Here is a 19,743-nt window from a genome sequence, read left to right as displayed (position 1 = left end):
GCGCCTTCGGTCAGACTTGCGTTAGTCGAGGTTGATCGACGGGGAATGCGGCATCCAGCAACGCGTTAATCGAACACTTTAGTCTTGGCGTTTTGCGCGTGCTGCTCGGCGTCGTGGCTGTACCAGAGCTGGCCCTGGCGCGCATCGCGGATCTGCTTGAGACGGTCAATCGCCAGCATGGACGCCGCGGTGTTCCAGGTGATGCCCGGGATGACGCCCGCCTCGTTCTCGGCGGTGTAGATGGCGTCGGCAGCCAGCAGCACGGTGCCGGTGTTCTTGAGCTTGACCTGCAAGGACTGGTGGCCCTGCGTGTGGCCCTTGGTGTCCAGCAGCACGATGGTGCCGTCGCCGAACAGGTCGAAGTCGCCTTCCACCTGGATGAAGTCGTAGTCGCGCGTGGTGTCGAAGTCTTTCATGACATAGGCGGCGCGCTGGAATTTTTCGGGCCACCAGGCGGCGCGCAGTTCGGCCTTTTGCACGACGTGCTTGGCCTTGGGAAACATCTTGATGTTGCCGGCGTGGTCCAGGTGAAAGTGCGAATACACCACGTACTTCACGTCGCTGACGTCAAAGCCGGCGGCCTTGAGCTGGCGGTCGACGACCTCGTCGCGGCCCTGGATGGAATTGAACGCGCCGCACAGGCCCTGGCCCCAATAGTTGGCGCAGTTGCCGTCGGCGGTGGCCTGGTTCATGCCGGTGTCGAACAGGACCAGGCCGCGCGGGTGCTGGATGACGTAGGCGGGCACCGGAATCTTGATCTTGGTGCCCACGTCGACCATGGCGGTCATGAAGCCCTTGTCCAGCTCGATCTTGCCGACCGACAGCTGCATCAGCTTGATGTCGGGCGGCGCGTCGGCGGCCTGCGCGCCCGCCCCCGCCAAGACCGCCACCGCGCCCACCGCCCCTGCAAATCTCTTCCAGCTCTTGCTCATTGTCGTCTCCTCGGACCCACGGGTAACCGCCGCCAGATGGCGACGGTCGATAGCAAGCCACCCGGTGTGTCCCGGGTTTTCATTCGATAGGGTTCTGCTGTGCGGGGGGATGGCGCGGCGGATCGGTTCGCCGGCCCGGACGGCATCTGACGGCCGTTTTCTCTGTTGCGCACTCTGACGCAGCGCCGGGAGGCTGCCAATTAAGGATTTATTAAGCTGGGCTTCACGGCGGCCGAAGTAGTGACAACCCTAGGCCCGAGGCGGGCAAGGCAGCCGGGCCGTTACACCAGCGCTGCACCCTTGCGGCGCGTGAACTGCGCCAGCGACCGCAAGGCCAGCGCGTGCATGGCCGCCACCGATGGCAACAAGGTTTCTTCCTTGCGGGTCAGCACGCCCACGATGCGCTCGACGGTGGGCTCGCCCAGCGGCACGAAGGCCAAGCCACTGCTGACGGCGGGTCGCGCCAGCACCGGCAGCACTGTCACGCCCAGGCCGCTGACCACGCTGGCCAGCAACGACGCGCGGTTCGACACCACCATGGCCGGGTCGTCGATGGCGCCGCCCAGTTGCCGGTTCTTGAGCGTGTCGAAGGTGGCGTTGCCGATCAGGCGTTCGCCTTCCAGCGCCGCCCACGGCACGGCTCCGCGCCGCCGCGCCAGCGGGTGCGATTTGCGGCACACCAGCCCGAAGGCGTCTCGCGCCACGGGGGTGAACGCGACCTCGGCCGTGCGCGGCACCTGGCCGGCAACGCCCACCTGCACTTCGCCCGCCAGCACCAGCCGGTGCACGTCCTGCGACGATTCATCCACGGCGCGGATGCGGATGTCGGGATGGCTGCGCGCGTAGCGTTCCAGCAGGCGAGGCAGCCATTCGTCGGCCAACGACGGCATCACCGCCAGCGACACCGGCCCCGTATTGCCCATGCCCAACTGCCGCGCCGCCTCCAGCACGCGGTCATGCGTAGCCAGCAATTCGCGCAGCAGCGGCGCCACCGCCAGGCCCAGTGGCGTCAGCTGGGCCCGCTTGCCGGCTTCGAACAGCGGCGCGCCCAATTGCTGTTCCAGGTCTTGCATGGCGGCGGACACGGCGGCTTGCGAGCGGTGCGTGCCTTCGGCCGCCAGCCGAAAGCTGCCGTGGTCGGCCGCCAACAGGAATTGGCGCAGGTGCTGGATCTTCAAGGGTGCGGGCATGGCGGGCATCGATTGACTTCAGGTTTTCCGAAATTAACTTGAGTTAATTTGGATTGTCAAAATTCCGGTATGGCTTGAACAATAGGTCCATCGTCAGCCCTTATGCACTGGAGCAATCGAATGGCCCTGCAAGTCCGAAAGATCATCAGCTATGTGGAAAAGACCTGCATCGAAGGCGGCAAGCCGGCCGAGCGGCCGCTGATCATGATCGTTGCCGCCGCCGTGATCCGCAACCCGTGGGCGGGCCTGCCGTTCCAGGAAGACCTGCGCCCGCGGATCCTGGAAAACGCGCCGCCCCTGGGCGAACTGCTGGTGGCGGAAATATTGCGGCAGGCGGGGTCGGCAGACCAGATCGAAGCCTATGGCAAGGCCGCCGTGGTGGGCACGTCGGGCGAAGTCGAACACGCGTCCGCACTGATCCACACGCTGCGATTTGGCAACGCCTATCGCAACGCCGTGGGCGGCACCAGCTACCTGGCCTTTACCAACACGCGCGGCGGCCCCGGTTGCGTGATTTCCGTGCCCTTGATGCACAAGGAAGACGAAGGCTTGCGTTCGCACTACCTGACCGTGCAGACCAATATCAACGACGCCCCCGCGCCCGACGAAATCGTTATTGCGCTGGGCGCGGCAACGTCCGGCCGGCCGCATCACCGCATCGGCAACCGCTATTCCGATTTGCAGGAACTGGCGCAAGAGGCGCAATCGAAATGAGTACGCCACGTCGACGTTCCGGTCGTGGCGCGCCGCTGGTGTTGCTGCACGGCGTGGGGCTGGACCACACGCTTTGGGATGATCTGGCGCCGCTGCTCGAACCCCGCTTCGACGTGCTGCGTTACGACCTGCTGGGCCATGGCGCGGCGCCCGGCATCCAGGGTGCCGCGAACATCGGGCAATTTATCGAGCAGCTGGATGCCGAGCTGGATGCGGCGGGCTGGGGCGAAGCCAACGTGCTGGGCTATTCGATGGGCGGTTTGATCGCGGGCGCCTACGCCGCCGCGCGGCCCCGTCGCGTGACCCGGCTGGTGCTGCTCAGCACGGTGTTCCAGCGCACGCCCGACGAGGTGCAGGCCGTGAAGGCGCGCCTGGTGGCGGCTGCCACGCAGGACGTGGCGGCGTCGGCGGCGGTCTCGCTGCAACGCTGGTTCACGCGCGGGTTCGAAGCCGCACGCCCCGAACGCGTCGCTGCCATCGGCCACCGCTTGATAAAAAACAACCGCGCCAACTTCCTGGCGGCCTATCGTCTGTTCGCGCATGGCGACGCGCTGCTGGCGCAAGCCGCGCCGGATATCGCCTGCCCTGCGCTGGTGATGACAGGCGGTGATGACGTCGGGTCCACGCCTCGCATGACGCGCGCGTTGGGGCGGGCACTGCCGGACGCCCGAGTGCGCGTGCTGGATGGGCAACGGCATATGCTGCCGGTGGAAGCGCCCGAGGCGCTGGCCTCGGCGTTGCACGGCTTTTTATTGCCGGGAGGGCAATCGGATGCACGACCGGACGGTATGCCCGACCGGACGAATGACCCGGCGGCCCAGCCACTGCGCGGCCGGTCATCAAGTCCGTTTCCTGGCCCTGGGATGTAGGAAGCCCAAGCCCAACGCCGGCCGCCACGCCCACACCACCGACCACGCAGACCCGCGCTGAATCGCCCGCCCAACAGAGGCGATCGGCCAACGCTCTGAAGACGGAGCGCAGATGGAGACAAATGCATGAATCGCAGAACCGTTTTGAAGCACCTGGCCTTGGGCGCAACGACGCCGCTAGCCGCATCGCTGGGCTTGTCGTTGGGCTTGTCGCTAAGCCGGAATGCCGCCGCGCGCGAGGCGCCGCTGCGCGTCATCGTGCCGTTTCCGCCGGGCGGCGGCACCGATGTGCTGGGCCGCGTCATTGCCGCCACGCTGGAAGGCGCACTGGACCGCCCCGTGGTCGTGGAAAACAAGCCCGGCGCCAGCGGCATGCTGGGCGCCGACTACACCGCCAATGGCGCCAAGGACGGCAGCGTGCTGCTGTTTGCCGGGCTGGTGCCGTCCGTGCGCTACTACGCGCGTCCGCCCGAAGAGGTGCTCAAGCAGCTGGCGCCCGTCTGCCCCATCGCGCGTTCTCCGTACATGGTGGCCGTCAATGCCGACCTGCCCGCCAAGACGCTGGCCGATCTGGTGGCCCAGGCCAAGCGCGATCCCAAAGGCTTGACGTTCGGGTCGCCCGGCAACGCCACGCCACAGCACCTGGCCACCGAACTGCTGCAAGCGGCGTGCGGCATCGACATGCTGCATGTGCCGTATCGCGGCACGGGCCCGATGATGACGGACCTGCTGGGCGGCCAGATCCAGTTGGTGGTTGCCACGGTGGCCGCCGTTGAACCGTATATGAAGGGCGGACGTCTGCGCGTGCTGGCCGTTACCAGCCGTGAGCGGCTGCCCAAGTATCCCGACATCCCCACGGTTGCGGAAAGCGGCTACGCCGGGTTCGACGCGCAGATCCAGTTCGGCACGTATTGCGCGGCCGGCACGCCGGACGCGGTGATCGCTACGTTGAACCAGGGCATCAACCGCGCACTGCAAACCGAGGCCGTGCGCAGCAAGCTGGCCGAACAGGGCTTTGCGCCGACGGGCGGCACGCCCGCGCAGTTGCAACAGTCGCTGCTGGCCGACATCCGCAACGTGGCCGGGCTGGTGCAGGCGGGCAAGGTCCGGGTGGATCTGTAGCGATCGTTGCCGCGCCGGAGCAAGCGGCAACGTGCGGGTCGAGCTGTAGCGATCTGTAGCGGGCGGTAGCGAAGGGGCGCGCAGCGGCCGCAAGGCCTGATTAGAATTCGGACTTCTTCCTTTCCGCCCGCCCGCCATGTTCCGTCCCTATTCGCGTCTGCCCGCCGCCCTGCTTCTATCCGCCGTGGTGACTTGCGGCGCGGCGCAAGCGGCCAGCGGGCCTTGCCCGGAAGCGGCCGGCATCGTGCGCACCGTCTACAACAATACTGACAAGCCCGACGCCCAAGGCCGCATCCGCTTGAAGGAAGGGCACGCCATCGTCACGCTTTCCGACGCGGACGTGGGCGCGCCGTTTGCCGTGGCATGCAAGGCATGGCCCGCCAATCCGGACCTGTTGCTGGTGGCGGTGCCGCTGATGCAGGACACCCCCGACCCCGAGAACGGCCACGTCGGCGATCTGGACGTGCTGGTGCTGGACAAGCAAACGTTGCAAGTGCGCCAACGGCGGCGCCTGGTGGGCCTGATGTCGGACGATGCGGTGCGCATCGCCGCGCTGGCGTTCGACACCGCGCGCTACGACGTGACAACCGACAAGCGCGCCTTCGGCATCCGCATCGAACGCGAAGGCGCATCGCGCGCCAACCCGTTCGATGAAACCAGCTTGCGGTTGTTCACCGTGCACGACAACGAATTGCGCCTGGTGCTGGACGGCATGTCCGTCAACCGCTCGTCGGGCGTGTGGGACACCACGTGCGCGGGCGAATTCTCGGAAAGCGCCGTCAGCTTGGCAGTAGGCGACACGCAACGCCGCGGCTACCGTGACCTGATCGCCACCGAATCCCACTCGGCCAGCCGCGCTTCGGTGCAGCAAGGCGACTGCAAGGAAAAGACCGTCAAGCAAGGCAAGACCCGCCACACGCTGAAATTCGACGGCAAGCGCTACCGCATCCCGGCCGCGCTACGGTCCATGGATCGCGACAGCGCTGGATAGGCCGGATTTGCCGCAGCGCAATGAACAACCCAGCAGGCGGCAACAGCGCCGGTGGCCGGCCAGACCGCTATCAGGCCGGCCCGCTTGATCCCCGCCCCGCGTCGGGATTCGGATATTTCCCAGTTTTCCCCTTCAGTATTCTTAGTCGTCCTATAGCCATACGCTGACTCGCCTGCGCCTACGCGACGGGTTCGAAGATCTTTTACGACCTGTCGTCGGCTTGCGGATACGCCGTCGAATCCGATAGGCCACTGTCCAGTCACTTGCACGATTGCTCGATGCTGTATGAAGACCCCGTAAATAGCCCCTTCTTCTACGGAGGCATAGTCTCCTTTAAAGCGCGCGATCTTCCCTTTACCCAATTGGAGTTCTTGAAATTTGCGGACGGTCAATTAACCTCGTCAAGACGCGACTATTACGATGCCAGCCGGGACACACGGCAGCGGATCCTTGCCAGGCATCGCTATTCATTCCCGAAAAGCAACAACGAGGACGCCGCCATAATCACGCGGCTCGAAGTTCAATATCTGCGCGAAACACCGGACTCGTTGGAAATAGTGCCAACCAAAGAACGATACGATTGTTGGGACGGGGTCGCGCTCGGCAAAATTTGGGCCGTGCAGTATTCGCTGTGCTCATTGGTGAGCCACCACAAAGACCCGCTTTTCTCACGTGCGCGCTGGCAGTACCAAGTCATAAAAAGCCTTAACATCCGCTGACCCCCGCCCCGCAATCCACCCCCCACCGCTGGATAACCACCATTTACAAGCCGATTCGTCTCTGTGCATGCTGCCGTGTTGATCCGGCACAGATCGGGCGCAACATGGAGACGACATGCCTAGTCAGGAATCCCCGCATACCGCCCACATTCGCGAGATCGAACAGGTGGGCCAAGGCCGGCCTACGCAGCGCGACGCGCATGTGGTGCGTAGTTGGCTGCGCTGCCTGGATCAGTACCAGCTCGATCCGGCGCAGGCTTGTGAAGCCTATATCGTGCCGGATGGCCGGTTGCGAGAACATCAGCAGCAATCCGAAGCGCTGATCCGCATTGCACGCAGCGGGCTGGATCATCTGTTCCGGCAGGTGGCGGGGCAAAACTATGTGTTGTTGCTGGCCGACCGGCAAGGCGTCACCGTGGAATTCCTGGGAGACCCCGCGCAGACATCCAAGCTGCGCAAGGCGGGTCTGTACCTGGGATCGGAATGGTCCGAGCCGCGTGCCGGCACCTGCGCGGTGGGCGCCTGCCTGGAGACGGGCGAGGCGCTGACCATTCACCAGACCGACCACTTCGACAATACGCACACGCCGCTGTCCTGCACCGCCGCGCCAATCTATAACGCCGACGGGGAACTGGCCGCCGTGCTGGATATTTCCCTGCTCAGTTCGCCCAGCCTGAAGACCAGCCAGAACCTGGCGCTGCATCTGGTCAACAGCACGACGCGCCGCATTGAACTGGCCAACCTGATGGCGCGCACGCGCAATGAATGGGTGCTGCGCTTTGCGCGGTCGCCCGAGTTCTTGGATGTAGACCCGGAAGCGGCCATCTCGCTGGACGGCGCGGGCCGCATCCTGGGCATGACGCATTCGGGCGCCAAGCTGCTGGCGCGGGCGGCCGGGCTGGACTGGCGCCAACCGGCCGGCCTGATCGGACTACCCGTCACGCGTTTTTTCGACGTGCAGTTGGACGACCTGCCGCAGTACACGCGCGGCCATGCGCCGCAAGACCGCCTGATCGTCGCGCGCGACGGCAACGCCCTGTTCGCCCACGCCATCGAACCGAACCGTAGCACGCGCGGCGCCACCGTGGCCGTGCGCGGCACGCCATCCGCACTGCGCGGGCTGGACGGCGGCGATGCCAGGATGGCGGCGTTGCAGAGCCGCGCCGCCAAGCTTGCGCGGCAAGGCCTGCCTATCCTGCTGCAAGGGGAAACGGGGGTGGGCAAGGAATATCTGGCGCGCGCGATTCACGAAGACAGCCGGCGGCCGGGCCGCTTCGTGGCGGTGAACTGCGCGGCCATTCCTGAATCCTTGATTGAAAGCGAGCTGTTCGGCTACCTGCCGGGCGCTTACACCGGCGCGGCGCCCAAGGGTCGCAAAGGGCTAATCGAAGAGGCGGATGGCGGCACGCTGTTTCTGGACGAAATCGGCGATATGCCGCTGGCGCTGCAAAGCCGGCTGCTGCGCGTGCTGGCGGAATCCGAAGTCACGCCCATCGGCGCCAATGCGCCGCGTGCGCTGCGGCTGGCGTTGGTATCGGCCTCGCACCGCGAGCTGGGCGCGCTGGTGCGCGAGGGGCGTTTTCGTGAAGACCTTTACTACCGTATCAACGCCGCCACGCTGACCGTGCCGGCGCTGCGCGAACGCCAGGATCTGGACTGGCTGATCGCGCGCATGCTGGCGCGTCACCAGGATGAGTCCGGTGCGCCCGCCCTGTCGCCTGGCGCCTTGCTGGCGTTAAAGGCGCACACGTGGCCCGGCAATATTCGCGAACTGGCCAACGTGATCGCCGTGGCCGCCGCGCTGTGCGAACACGGCGTCATCGAGCCGGGCGACCTGCCCGACGCGCTGGCCCCGGGCGGCGTGGCGGTGTCGGCCGAGGAAGCGGCGCTGCGGTCCACGCTGGCCAGTTGCGCGGGCAATGTGTCGGAAGCCGCGCGGCGGCTGGGCCTGGACCGTTCCACCGTGCACCGCCAGATGCGGCGCTACGGGCTGGGCGCTCGCGGGCGGCGCTAGGGCTTTCTGCACTGCGGGTTCCTGGCGCGACTTTCCTCGATCAGGCCGTAACTTGCCGCGCCGCCGCCAGTTAGCGCGCCTGGCCGCAACTTGCCGCGCCTCGCCCGACTTGCCCCCTGCCCGCGACCCAGCCCCCCACAGCGCCACACCCCCGCGCCACAGGTGTGGCGTCGCGCCACGGTGGGTCGGCAGCGTATCCGCCCGTTCCCCCGTGCCACGGGCGCGCGGCGTTGTCGGCGAGCTGGCACAGCATTTGCATGGAAGGGGTTGGGCAGCTACCGGCCGGCACAGGCCGGGACCGCTCGCGGGCGTACGCGTCCGCCCCCCAACCACGCCCGCCATGGGCAAGGAGACAAGCTATGCAGACCGCCCCCGCCGACGCCGCTTTGGACGCCGTGCTTACCCGTCTGAACACCGCGCTGGGAAACAAGGACATGGCCGCAATCGCCGACCTGTTCCAGGAAGAATGCTATTGGCGCGACCTGGTGCTGTTCAGCTGGAACCTGCGCACGTTCGAAGGCCATGCGCAGATCCGCGACATGCTCACGCAACAACTGTCGCAAGTCGAACCGGTGCGCTTCACGCGCGACGATCGTGAAGCGACAAGCGACGACGACGGCCTCTTGCAGGGCTGGCTGCACATCGATACGAACCTGGCGCGCGGCTACGGCCACATCCGCGTGAAGGACGGCAAGATCTGGACGCTGCTGACCACCATGTCCGAGCTCAAGGGCCACGAGGAACCCAGCGGCACGCGCCGCCCCCTGGGCGCCGAACACGGCAGCCGCCGCGAACGCCAGACCTGGCTGGAAAAGCGCGAGCAGGAAGCCGCGGAACTCGGCTACAAGACGCAGCCCTACGTGCTGATCATCGGCGGCGGGCAAGGCGGCATTGCGCTGGGCGCGCGGCTGCGTCAACTGAACGTGCCCACCATCATCATCGAAAAGAACGAGCGCGCGGGCGACAGCTGGAGAAAGCGGTACAAGTCGCTGTGCCTGCACGACCCGGTCTGGTACGACCACCTGCCCTACATCCCCTTTCCGGAAAACTGGCCCGTGTTCGCGCCCAAGGACAAGGTGGGCGACTGGCTGGAGATGTACACGAAGGTGATGGAGCTTAACTACTGGACGTCCAGCGTCTGCGAATCGGCGCGCTATGACGAGGCGAAGAAAGAATGGGAAGTCACCGTGCTGCGCGACGGCAAGCCCGTCGTGCTGCGGCCCAAGCAGCTGGTGCTGGCCACCGGCATGTCGGGCAAGCCGAACGTGCCGCGCTTTCCCGGGCAGGACGAGTTCCAGGGCGAACAGCAGCATTCTTCGCAACATCCCGGGCCGGACGCCTATCGCGGCAAGAATGTGGTGGTGATCGGCGCCAACAATTCGGCGCACGACATCTGCGCGGCGCTGTGGGAAGGCGGCGCCAACGTGACGATGGTGCAGCGCTCGTCCACGCACATCGTGCGGTCGGACACCTTGATGGACATCGGGCTGGGCGGGCTGTATTCCGAAAAAGCGCTGGCCAGCGGCATGACCACGCGCAAGGCCGACCTGACGTTTGCGTCGCTGCCCTACAAGATCATGGCGCAGTTCCAGATCCCGCTTTACAACCAGATGCGCGAACGCGATGCCGAGTTCTACAGCAAGCTGGAGAAGGCCGGCTTCATGCTGGACTGGGGTGACGACGGCTCGGGCCTCTTCATGAAATACCTGCGGCGAGGCTCGGGTTATTACATCGACGTGGGCGCTTGCGACCTGATCATCGACGGCAGCGTGAAGCTGCAATCCAATACCGACGTCAGCCACCTGGCGCGCGATGCCGTCGTGTTGAAGAACGGCGTGACCTTGCCCGCGGACCTGGTCGTGTATGCCACCGGCTACGGCTCCATGAACGGCTGGGCCGCCGACCTGATCAGCCCGGAAGTTGCCGACAAGGTAGGCAAGTGCTGGGGCCTGGGATCGGACACCACCAAGGACCCCGGCCCGTGGGAAGGCGAACAGCGCAACATGTGGAAGCCGACTCAGCAGGAAGGGCTGTGGTTCCATGGCGGCAACCTGCATCAGTCGCGGCACTATTCGCAGTATCTGTCGCTGCAATTGAAGGCGCGCCACGTGGGCTTGCCGGTGCGGGTGTACGGCATGCAGGCGGTGCACCACAAGCGCTAGCCTGGCGTTGATGTGCCTGTCGCAAGCGGCCCCCGGCCGCTTGCACCCGCTTTACCCCAGCTTGCGCCCCGCCCCATCGCGGGGTAAATTGTTGACAATTCAGCGTTCACACAACGCTTTATCCCGATATTCACCCCGCAATTCGGACATATTGTTGACACTATGAGCAAAGTGCTGACGCTGCCAGGCGCGGCGCCCGGGGACGGCGAGACGCTGTCGGATCACATCTTCAAGAAGATCCAGGCGGCCATCGTCAAGGGCGAGATCGCCCCGGGCAGCAAGATTTCCGAACCCGAACTTGCGCGTATCCATGGCGTCAGCCGTGGGCCGCTGCGTGAAGCGCTGCATCGCCTGGAAGGCCAGAAGCTGCTGGTGCGCGTGCCGCATGCGGGCGCGCGGGTGGTCTCCTTGTCGCAGCAGGAATTGTCCGAGCTTTATGAGATTCGCGAATCGCTGGAAGGCACCGCATGCCGGCTGGCCGCCGAGCGCATGCCGCCGTCTGAAATCGCCGAGCTGCGCGAGGTACTGCACGCCCACGAACGCGATGCCGCTTTTCAAGCCGGCGTGGGTTACTACCAGCAGGAAGGCGATTACGATTTCCACTACCGCATCGTCAAGGGCAGCGGCAACCAGATGCTGTTTCGCATGCTGTGCGACGAGCTCTACCAACTGGCGCGCATGTACCGCATCCAGTATTCGACCACGCCCAACCGCCCCCGGCAGGCCTACGCCGAACATCACCGCATTCTTGACGCCATCGCAGACCGCGACGGCGAGCTGGCTGAAATCCTGATGCGCCGCCATATCCGCGCGTCACGTATCAACATCGAACAACAGATCGCGCAAAGCACGCTGACGCGCACGGAGGCATGATGAACCACTCGTACCGCAAGACCCTGCCCGGCACCCGCCTGGATTATTTCGATGCGCGCGCCGCCGTTGAAGCCATTGCGCCCGGCGCCTATGCCGGCCTGCCGTACACGTCGCGCGTGCTGGCCGAAAACCTGGTGCGCCGCTGTGACCCGGCGATGTTGACGGATGCGCTCAAGCAACTGATCGAGCGTCGCCGCGACTTGGACTTTCCGTGGTTTCCCGCGCGTGTGGTGTGCCATGACATCCTGGGCCAGACCGCGCTGGTGGACCTGGCGGGCCTGCGCGACGCCATCGCTGAAAAAGGCGGCGACCCGGCCAAGGTCAACCCGGTGGTGCCGGTGCAGTTGATCGTGGACCACTCGCTGGCGGTGGAATTTGACGGCACCGACCCCGACGCCTTTGCCCGCAACCGCGCGGTGGAAGACCGCCGCAACGAAGACCGCTTCCATTTCATCGACTGGACCAAGCAGGCCTTTCGCAACATCGAAGTGGTGCCGCCGGGCAACGGCATCATGCACCAGATCAACCTGGAACGGATGTCGCCCGTGATCTACACACAGGACGGCGTGGCGTTCCCGGACACGCTGGTGGGCACCGACAGCCACACGCCGCACGTGGACGCGTTGGGCGTGATCGCCATCGGCGTGGGCGGGCTGGAAGCCGAAAACGTGATGCTGGGCCGCGCCTCGTGGATGCGCCTGCCGGACATCATCGGCGTGGAACTTACCGGCCGCGCGCAGCCGGGCATTACCGCCACCGACGTGGTGCTGACGCTGACCGAGTTCCTGCGCAAAGAAAAAGTGGTGGGCGCATATCTGGAGTTCTTCGGCGAAGGCGCCGCCAGCCTGACCTTGGGCGACCGCGCCACCATCTCGAACATGGCTCCTGAATACGGCGCCACCGCCGCCATGTTCTCGATCGATCAGCAGACCATCGACTACCTGCGCCTGACCGGCCGCGAAGACGAACAGATTGCGCTGGTGGAAACCTACGCCAAGACGGCGGGCCTGTGGTCCGACAGCCTGGCGACCGCCGAATACGAACGCGTGCTGCGCTTTGACCTGTCGACGGTCGTGCGCACGCTGGCCGGCCCGTCCAATCCGCACCGCCGCCTGCCCGTCTCGGACCTGGCCGAACGTGGTATTTCCGGCGTGGTCGAAAACGCACCGGGCTTGATGCCCGACGGCGCGGTCATCATTGCCGCCATCACCAGCTGCACCAACACCAGCAACCCGCGCAACGTGATTGCCGCCGGCCTGTTGGCACGCAATGCGCGCCGCGCCGGCCTTGCCCGCAAGCCGTGGGTGAAGAGCTCGCTGGCGCCCGGCTCCAAGGCGGTACAGCTGTACCTGGAGGAAGCCGGGCTGTTGCCGGATCTGGAAGCGCTGGGCTTCGGCGTCGTCGCCTTCGCCTGTACCACGTGCAACGGCATGTCGGGCGCGTTGGACCCGGTCATCCAGCAAGAAATCATCGACCGCGATCTGTATTCCACAGCCGTGCTGTCCGGCAACCGCAACTTCGACGGCCGCATCCATCCGTACGCCAAGCAAGCGTTCCTGGCGTCGCCTCCGCTGGTGGTGGCCTATGCGATTGCCGGCACCATCCGCTTTGACATCGAACGCGATGTGCTGGGCGTGGATGGCAACGGCAAGGAGATTCGCCTGAAAGACATCTGGCCCAGCGACGAAGAGATCGACGCCATGGTCAAGACGGCGGTCAAGCCCGAGCAGTTCCGCAAGGTGTACGCGCCGATGTTCGGCATTCAGGAAGACCGTAAAGCGGGCGTCAGCCCCTTGTACGATTGGCGCCCGCAAAGCACCTACATTCGCCGTCCGCCGTACTGGGAAGGCGCGCTGGCCGGCGAGCGCACGCTGCGCGGCATGCTGCCGCTGGCGGTGCTGGGCGACAACATCACCACCGACCACCTGTCGCCGTCCAACGCCATCCTGATGGACAGCGCGGCCGGCGAATACCTGCACAAGATGGGCCTGCCCGAAGAGGACTTCAACTCTTACGCCACCCATCGCGGCGACCACCTGACCGCGCAGCGCGCCACCTTCGCCAATCCCAAGCTCTTTAACGAGATGGTGACCAACGAAGACGGCACGGTGAAGCAGGGATCGCTGGCGCGCGTAGAGCCCGAAGGCCGCGAGATGCGCATGTGGGAAGCCATCGAAACGTACATGCATCGCAAGCAGCCGCTGATCATCGTGGCGGGTGCCGATTACGGCCAGGGCTCGTCGCGCGACTGGGCGGCCAAGGGCGTGCGGCTGGCGGGTGTGGAAGCCATCGTGGCCGAAGGCTTTGAACGCATCCACCGCACCAACCTGATCGGCATGGGCGTCTTGCCGCTGGAATTCAAGCCGGGCGTGAACCGCAAGACCTTGGCGCTGGACGGCACCGAAAGCTATGACGTGATCGGCGAACGCCAGCCGCGCGCGGACCTGACGCTGGTGATCCATCGCCGCGATGGCCAGACCGTGCAGGTGCCGGTGACGTGCCGTCTGGACACCGCGGAAGAAGTGTCCATCTACGAAGCCGGCGGCGTGCTGCAACGCTTTGCGCAGGACTTCCTGGAAGCCGAATCCGTTGCGGGCGACACCAAGAAGGCCGGCTAAACCGGGCTGCGCACCGCCGCCCTGACCCTCACAGACACCAGGACATCCCCATGGCTCATGCTCCTCAGACCAAAGTTACCGCCACCTACATGCGCGGCGGCACCAGCAAAGGCGTGTTCTTCAAGCTTGACGACCTGCCCGAATCCGCGCGCGTGCCCGGCCCGGCGCGCGACGCGTTGCTGCTACGCGTGATCGGCAGCCCCGACCCCTACGGCAAGCAGATCGACGGCATGGGTGCGGCCACCTCCAGCACCAGCAAGACCGTCATCGTCGGCAAAAGCACGCAGCCGGATCACGACGTGGACTACCTGTTCGGCCAGGTCTCCATTGACCAGCCGTTCGTGGACTGGAGCGGCAACTGCGGCAACCTGTCGGCGGCCGTCGGCCCCTTCGCCATCACCAACGGCCTGGTCGACCCGGCGCGCGTGCCGGACAACGGCGTGGCGGTTGTGCGCATCTGGCAGGCCAACATCAAGAAAACCATCATCGCTCACGTGCCCATGACGGACGGCGCGGTGCAGGAGACCGGCGACTTCGAACTGGACGGCGTGACCTTTCCCGCCGCCGAATTGCGCCTGGAATTCATGGACCCGGCCGAAGACGGCGACGGCGGCTCGATGTTCCCCACGGGCAATCTGGTGGACGACCTGGAAGTGCCGGGCGTGGGCACGTTCAAGGCCACGATGATCAATTCCGGCATCCCGACCATCTTCCTGGAAGCGGCTGCGCTGGGCTACACCGGCACGGAATTGCAGGACGACATCAACAGCGACGCCGCCGCGCTGGCCCGCTTCGAGACCATTCGCGCGCATGGGGCGCTGCGCATGGGCCTGATCGAAAAACTGGAAGAGGCCGCCAGCCGCCAGCACACGCCGAAGGTCGCTTTCGTGGCGCCGCCCAAGGCCTACGTGTCATCCAGCGGCAAGCAGATTGGCGCGAGCGATATCGACGTGCTGGTGCGCGCGCTGTCCATGGGCAAGCTGCACCACGCGATGATGGGCACGGCCTCGGTCGCCATCGCCACCGCCGCAGCCGTGCCGGGCACGCTGGTCAACCTGGCCGCCGGCGGCACCGAACGCGACAACGTCAACTTCGGCCACCCCTCCGGCACGCTGCGCGTAGGCGCACAAGCGCAGTTGGTGAACGGCGAATGGAAAGTCACCAAGGCCATCATGAGCCGCAGCGCGCGCGTGCTGATGGAAGGCCGCGTGCACGTGCCGCGAATCGGGTTCTAAGGCGGGGCGGCGCAATCAGGCAGGCGCGGGCTTCGCGCCTGGGCCTGGGTCCAGCACTTTCAACACCGCCGCCCCCGTCGCCAGCACCTGCCCGGCGACGCTTAATTCCCCCCGCATGAACACCAGGCTGGACGTGGCGCGCAGGACGTCTCCGCGCACCTCCAGGAACTGGCCCGCGCGTGCCGCCGCCAGGAAGTGCGTGTCCAGTTGCACCGTGACGCACGCGCGGCGGCCCAAGGCTTGCCAGGCGATGGCGCTTAAGCCGTGGTCCAGCAGCGCGGTCAACAAGCCGCCGTGTACGACGCCTGCCGGGTTCAGGTGATTCTCGGTGGCCAAGAGTCCGTAGGCCCACGCTTGCCCTTCCTTGCGCACCCATAAGGGGCCGATCAGTCCGGCGAAGCCGGGTAGTGATTTGCGGTGCCAGCCATCGGCGGCAAGGGATTCGGGATTGGCGGGGTGCGACATGGCGTCAGCTCCGTGTGGACAGCAGTTGCGACAGCGTGTGCGCTTCCGCTTGCAATTCCTTGGCCAGCGCGTGCGCGCGGGCGTCGTCCAGTTGTTCGGCCAGGCCCGCGGCCACCAGTGAATGCGTCATGCGCTTGTGGCTGTCGAGCACGGGCACGGCGATGACGACGACGCCGTTGATGTAGTGGTTGCGATCCAGGCTGTAGCCCTCGCGCCGCACCGCGTCGATGTCGGCTTTCCACTCCGCATAGGCGGGCGCCTGATCCCAGCGCAAGGCCTTGAATCGGCGTTCCAGTTCTTTGTCCGACAGGTCTGAAAACGCGGCCACCAAACGGCCCGTTGCGCTGATCAGCGCGGGGAAGCGGCTGCCCACGTCCACGTGCAGACGGAAGGGCGCGGTCGAGCGCGACAGCGCCAGCACCACCATGTGTTCGCTGCCCGCCACTTCGACGCCGATGGCCGTGACGTTCGCGCTGCTGGACAGCTTGTCCAGCACCGGCTGCACCAACGCCGGGAAGGGGCTGCTTTCGATCACGCTGCGCGCCAGGGTCAACATGCCCACGCCCAGGCTGTAGCGCTTGGTGCCGGTGTCGACCTTCACCAACCCTTCTTCCACCAGCACACGAAGTATGTGCAGGCAGGTGCTGGTGACCATGCCCAGCTCCTGCGAGATGGCCTTCAAGGTCATGGCCTCGCCGCCACGGCCCAGCAATCGCAAGATGGCGATTGACCGCGTTACCGCCGGCACGGGGCGCACGCGCGGCCCCGCCACGGCGGTGGATTCCTGGGAACTGGCTTCACTCATCGGGCTCTCCGGTTTTTATTGCGGCAAGCATACCTTGCGCGGGACAAAACGCGTCCCCTAATTGCCGCCGGAAATTGTCTATATACAATCGATAAACGTCATTGACAATTTAAAAGCCGGCGCGCATAGTCGCTTCAACGGCTTGCCAGACCCACACAGGTACGACGACATGACGATGCTGACGCAGACCACCTCATACGCCGACGCGCAGGCGCTTTGCACTTCCGAGAAGCTTTGGGAGTTGTTCGATGGCAACCGCGACCGCATGAACATTGCGCACGAATGCATCGACCGGCACGCGCACAAGGACCAGCCCGCGATCATCCTGGTGCGAGCAACCGGCGCTGATGAAACCTTCAGCTTCCAACAGATCGCCGAGGCGTCCTCGCGCTTTGCGCACTACCTGGCCGATCAGGGCATTGGCGCCGGCGACCGCGTGGCCGTCATGCTGGAACCGTCGCTGGCGTTCTATGTGGCCATGTTCGGCGCCATGAAGCGCGGCGCGATCGCGGTGCCGCTGTTCACCCTGTTTGGGCCGGACGGCATCCGGCTGCGCGTGCAGGATTGCCAGCCGCGCATGCTGGTCACCAACGCCGACAAGGCGCCGATGGTGGCGGCCGCCGACGACATGCGCGTGGTGATCGCGGACGACGCATTCCTGGCATCGCTGGACCGATTCCCCGCGCAATACGACTGCAACACGCAAGCCGATGACCTGGCCATCTTCCAGTACACATCGGGCACCACCCGCGAACTGCCCGACGCCGTGCGCCACACGCATCGCGCGCTGGTCACCTTGATGCTGGCCGCGCTGTACGGCACCGGCGTGCGCCCCAGCGACCGCTACATGTGCCCGTCATCCCCGGCGTGGGGGCATGGCCTGTGGCACGGCACGCTCGCGCCCCTGGCGATGGGCGTGACCATCGGCGCCTATGCCGGCAAGTTCAACGCCGAACGCCTGCTGCAAGCCTTGCAGGACCACGCGTTCAACAACATCTCGGCGGCCGCCACGCATTACCGGATGATGCGCAACTCTGGCGCGGCGGGCCAATATCGCTACCAGATAGACAAGGTGTCTTTTACCGGCGAACCCATCGACAGCGAGACCTCTGCCTTTGTCCAGGCAACCTTTGGACGCCCGGTGTGCAGCATGTACGGCACGACGGAAATCGGCGTGTGCCTGGTGAACTACCCGGGCGCGCCAGACTTCACCGTCAAGGCGGGATCGCTGGGCAAGCCCGTGCCCGGCCTGCGCGTCCAGGTGCAGGATGCCAACGGCGCGCCCTGCCCGCCCGGGGTGACGGGCGAACTGAAACTGTGGCGACGCGACGCCTGGGTAGCCACCAAGGACTTGGGCCGCGTCGACGAAGACGGCTATTTCTGGCATGGCGGCCGCGCCGACGACGTCATCATTTCCGCCGGGTGGACGATGAGCGCCGTTGAAATCGAAGACGCCATCCTGAAACACCGCGACGTCACCGAAGCCGCCGCCATCGGCGTGCCCGACGCGCTGCGCGGCCAGGTCGTCAAGGCGTTCGTGGTGTCGGCCCGGCCGGGTGACGACGTCTTCGTGGAAGAAATCCAGAACACCGTGCGCAGCCAATTGGCGCAACACGAATATCCGCGTCAGGTGGTGTTTGTGCCTGAGCTGCCCAAGACGCCGGCCGGGAAAATTCATCGCCGCAAACTGCGCGAACAGGAACTTGCAGCGCCCTCCGCGAACATCAACGCCGCCACATCCCCTGACACCCCCACCGACGCCTCCACCAACACCCCCACCAACAAAACACCCGCCGCGCCCGCCGCGCACGTATGACCCATCCCCAGGAGACATCATGCTGACCGAAACCAAACCGCAAGTGCAGCCCCAAGCCCAGGCCCCCACGAAGACCGAACGCAGCTTCCCGAAGATCACCGAGCGCGGCCTGGACGAACTGCGCGCGCGGATCGGCGTGAAGATCGGCGCCACCGCCGAACCGTGGTGCTACGAAGCCACGCGCGACAACATCCGCCACTACGCGCACGGCATCGGCGATGACAACCCGTTGTGGTCGGACCCCGACTACGCCGCCAAGACGCAGCATGGCGGCATCATCGCCTTGCCCAGCTTTTTGTTTTCCACCAGCCGCATCGTGTCGGGCTACGTGGGTGGCCTGCCCGGCGTGCACGCCATGTGGTCAGGCGCCGACTGGACCTGGCACAAGACCGTCAAGCGCAACGACGTGATCTCGACCGAAGCGCACCTCAAAGACCTGGTTGAACACCAGACGCGCTTTGCCGGCCGCGCCGTGCAACAGATCTATCACGTGGATTTTTTCAACCAGGACGGCGACAAGGTGGCCGAGGCCGACAGCTGGTGCTTTCGCACCGAACGCGACCACGCCCGCGAACAAGGCAGCAAGTACAAGGAAGTGCGTGCCCGCGAACCGCGCCGCTACAGCCCTGAAGAAATCAAGGAAGCCTACAAGCTGTACGCGCAGGAAGAAGTGCGCGGCGCCACGCCCCGTTACTGGGAAGACGTGAAGGAAGGCGAAGAACTGCCCGTGATGTTCAAGGGCCCCATGACGGTGACCGGCTTCATTGCCTACGCGCAAGGCTGGGGTGGCTTGTACATCCGCGCCAACAAGCTGGCCTGGCAACTGATTGACGCGCATCCGGGCGTGGGCATCACCAACCGCTTCGGCATTCCCGACGTGCCGGAACGCGTGCACTGGGAAGAAGAATTCGCGCTGGAAGTGGGCGCGCCGGGCGCCTACGACTACGGTCCCGAACGCAATTCGTGGTTGACGCATCACCTGACGAACTGGATGGGCGATGACGGCTTCCTGCGCAAGTCCACGTGCAAGATTCGCCGCCACAACCCCGAAGGCGACATGCTTTTCTTCAAGGGCCGCGTCAAGCGCAAGTATGTGGAAGACGGCCGGCACCTGGTGGAAATCGAACAGGAAGCGCGCAACCAGGACGATGAGTTGTCCGTGCTGGGCTCGGGCGTGGTTGAATTGCCCACCCGTGCGTAAGCCGTATCGCGCACATG

At 65.5% G+C, this 19,743-nt stretch carries 16 protein-coding genes; 12 read left to right on the top strand and 4 right to left on the bottom strand.

All coding sequences use genetic code 11. The features are described 5' to 3' along the window. Positions 1-65: 65 nt before the first annotated feature. Together AC6LJY_RS08500 and AC6LJY_RS08495 are read right to left on the bottom strand one after the other, a co-directional pair. Positions 66-932 (bottom strand): N-acyl homoserine lactonase family protein, encoded by an 867-nt coding sequence (locus AC6LJY_RS08500; protein ID WP_319307711.1) that lies wholly within the window; start codon positions 930-932, stop codon positions 66-68. A gap of 281 nt (positions 933-1,213) precedes the next feature. Continuing rightward, on the bottom strand, positions 1,214-2,122 hold the full coding sequence (locus AC6LJY_RS08495) for a LysR family transcriptional regulator (protein WP_498135735.1): 909 nt from the start codon (positions 2,120-2,122) through the stop codon (positions 1,214-1,216). Between the two features lie 120 nt (positions 2,123-2,242). On the opposite strand from AC6LJY_RS08495, the gene AC6LJY_RS08490 reads away from it, so the two are divergent. The 10 genes from AC6LJY_RS08490 (at position 2,243) to prpF (ending at position 15,439) form a co-directional block, all read left to right on the top strand. Then, entirely contained in the window at positions 2,243-2,836 is a 594-nt protein-coding gene (locus AC6LJY_RS08490) for an amino acid synthesis family protein (RefSeq protein WP_104141856.1), read from the top strand. Next, complete coding sequence (locus AC6LJY_RS08485; protein ID WP_498135734.1) at positions 2,833-3,705, top strand: alpha/beta fold hydrolase; 873 nt, start codon at positions 2,833-2,835, stop codon at positions 3,703-3,705. The genes AC6LJY_RS08490 and AC6LJY_RS08485 overlap by 4 nt, the downstream gene beginning before the upstream one ends. A gap of 126 nt (positions 3,706-3,831) precedes the next feature. Then, on the top strand, positions 3,832-4,827 hold the full coding sequence (locus AC6LJY_RS08480; protein WP_498135733.1) for a Bug family tripartite tricarboxylate transporter substrate binding protein: 996 nt from the start codon (positions 3,832-3,834) through the stop codon (positions 4,825-4,827). Between the two features lie 136 nt (positions 4,828-4,963). Beyond that, a complete protein-coding gene (locus AC6LJY_RS08475) occupies positions 4,964-5,818 on the top strand; it encodes a PA3715 family protein (RefSeq protein ID WP_498135732.1) in 855 nt (284 codons plus the stop codon). Positions 5,819-6,096: 278 nt separating this feature from the next. After that, complete coding sequence (locus tag AC6LJY_RS08470; protein ID WP_498135731.1) at positions 6,097-6,537, top strand: hypothetical protein; 441 nt, start codon at positions 6,097-6,099, stop codon at positions 6,535-6,537. A gap of 115 nt (positions 6,538-6,652) precedes the next feature. Then, entirely contained in the window at positions 6,653-8,551 is a 1,899-nt protein-coding gene (locus AC6LJY_RS08465; protein WP_498135730.1) for a sigma-54-dependent Fis family transcriptional regulator, read from the top strand. A gap of 359 nt (positions 8,552-8,910) precedes the next feature. Beyond that, entirely contained in the window at positions 8,911-10,713 is a 1,803-nt protein-coding gene (locus AC6LJY_RS08460; RefSeq protein WP_498135729.1) for an NAD(P)-binding domain-containing protein, read from the top strand. A gap of 162 nt (positions 10,714-10,875) precedes the next feature. Then, positions 10,876-11,586: a GntR family transcriptional regulator gene (locus AC6LJY_RS08455; RefSeq protein ID WP_104141845.1), complete on the top strand. Its 711-nt coding sequence runs from the start codon at positions 10,876-10,878 to the stop codon at positions 11,584-11,586. Next, complete coding sequence (gene acnD, locus AC6LJY_RS08450) at positions 11,586-14,204, top strand: Fe/S-dependent 2-methylisocitrate dehydratase AcnD (RefSeq protein WP_046806644.1); 2,619 nt, start codon at positions 11,586-11,588, stop codon at positions 14,202-14,204. The genes AC6LJY_RS08455 and acnD overlap by 1 nt, the downstream gene beginning before the upstream one ends. A 50-nt stretch (positions 14,205-14,254) precedes the next feature. Continuing rightward, entirely contained in the window at positions 14,255-15,439 is a 1,185-nt protein-coding gene (gene prpF / locus AC6LJY_RS08445; protein WP_498135728.1) for a 2-methylaconitate cis-trans isomerase PrpF, read from the top strand. Positions 15,440-15,454: 15 nt separating this feature from the next. Here prpF and AC6LJY_RS08440 read toward each other — a convergent pair whose 3' ends face one another. Both AC6LJY_RS08440 and AC6LJY_RS08435 read right to left on the bottom strand, forming a co-directional pair. Continuing rightward, positions 15,455-15,904: a PaaI family thioesterase gene (locus AC6LJY_RS08440; RefSeq protein WP_120157036.1), complete on the bottom strand. Its 450-nt coding sequence runs from the start codon at positions 15,902-15,904 to the stop codon at positions 15,455-15,457. A 4-nt stretch (positions 15,905-15,908) separates the two neighbouring features. Beyond that, positions 15,909-16,709, bottom strand: coding sequence for an IclR family transcriptional regulator (locus tag AC6LJY_RS08435; RefSeq protein WP_046806647.1), 801 nt, complete (start codon positions 16,707-16,709; stop codon positions 15,909-15,911). Positions 16,710-16,878: 169 nt separating this feature from the next. Here AC6LJY_RS08435 and AC6LJY_RS08430 point away from each other — a divergent pair, with 169 nt between their 5' ends. Both AC6LJY_RS08430 and AC6LJY_RS08425 read left to right on the top strand, forming a co-directional pair. Beyond that, positions 16,879-18,525: an acetate--CoA ligase gene (locus tag AC6LJY_RS08430; protein ID WP_498135727.1), complete on the top strand. Its 1,647-nt coding sequence runs from the start codon at positions 16,879-16,881 to the stop codon at positions 18,523-18,525. Positions 18,526-18,544: 19 nt separating this feature from the next. Beyond that, positions 18,545-19,726, top strand: a complete 1,182-nt coding sequence (locus AC6LJY_RS08425) for an FAS1-like dehydratase domain-containing protein (RefSeq protein WP_046806649.1) — start codon at positions 18,545-18,547, stop codon at positions 19,724-19,726. Positions 19,727-19,743: the final 17 nt, after the last annotated feature.

The sequence above is a fragment of the Achromobacter sp. RT286_PF genome, from assembly GCF_059760425.1.
Note: the sequence above shows the minus strand (reverse complement) of the source record. Positions and strands in the feature narration are given on the sequence as shown.

Coding starts and splice junctions, on each gene's coding strand:
- prpF (WP_498135728.1), top strand. CDS start 14,255: ATGGCTCATGCTCCTCAGACCAAAGTTACCGCCACCTACATGCGCGGC.
- AC6LJY_RS08475 (WP_498135732.1), top strand. CDS start 4,964: ATGTTCCGTCCCTATTCGCGTCTGCCCGCCGCCCTGCTTCTATCCGCC.
- AC6LJY_RS08455 (WP_104141845.1), top strand. CDS start 10,876: ATGAGCAAAGTGCTGACGCTGCCAGGCGCGGCGCCCGGGGACGGCGAG.
- AC6LJY_RS08500 (WP_319307711.1), bottom strand. CDS start 932: ATGAGCAAGAGCTGGAAGAGATTTGCAGGGGCGGTGGGCGCGGTGGCG.
- AC6LJY_RS08430 (WP_498135727.1), top strand. CDS start 16,879: ATGACGATGCTGACGCAGACCACCTCATACGCCGACGCGCAGGCGCTT.
- AC6LJY_RS08490 (WP_104141856.1), top strand. CDS start 2,243: ATGGCCCTGCAAGTCCGAAAGATCATCAGCTATGTGGAAAAGACCTGC.
- AC6LJY_RS08485 (WP_498135734.1), top strand. CDS start 2,833: ATGAGTACGCCACGTCGACGTTCCGGTCGTGGCGCGCCGCTGGTGTTG.
- AC6LJY_RS08495 (WP_498135735.1), bottom strand. CDS start 2,122: ATGCCCGCACCCTTGAAGATCCAGCACCTGCGCCAATTCCTGTTGGCG.
- AC6LJY_RS08480 (WP_498135733.1), top strand. CDS start 3,832: ATGAATCGCAGAACCGTTTTGAAGCACCTGGCCTTGGGCGCAACGACG.
- AC6LJY_RS08425 (WP_046806649.1), top strand. CDS start 18,545: ATGCTGACCGAAACCAAACCGCAAGTGCAGCCCCAAGCCCAGGCCCCC.
- AC6LJY_RS08440 (WP_120157036.1), bottom strand. CDS start 15,904: ATGTCGCACCCCGCCAATCCCGAATCCCTTGCCGCCGATGGCTGGCAC.
- AC6LJY_RS08465 (WP_498135730.1), top strand. CDS start 6,653: ATGCCTAGTCAGGAATCCCCGCATACCGCCCACATTCGCGAGATCGAA.
- AC6LJY_RS08435 (WP_046806647.1), bottom strand. CDS start 16,709: ATGAGTGAAGCCAGTTCCCAGGAATCCACCGCCGTGGCGGGGCCGCGC.
- AC6LJY_RS08470 (WP_498135731.1), top strand. CDS start 6,097: ATGCTGTATGAAGACCCCGTAAATAGCCCCTTCTTCTACGGAGGCATA.
- AC6LJY_RS08460 (WP_498135729.1), top strand. CDS start 8,911: ATGCAGACCGCCCCCGCCGACGCCGCTTTGGACGCCGTGCTTACCCGT.
- acnD (WP_046806644.1), top strand. CDS start 11,586: ATGAACCACTCGTACCGCAAGACCCTGCCCGGCACCCGCCTGGATTAT.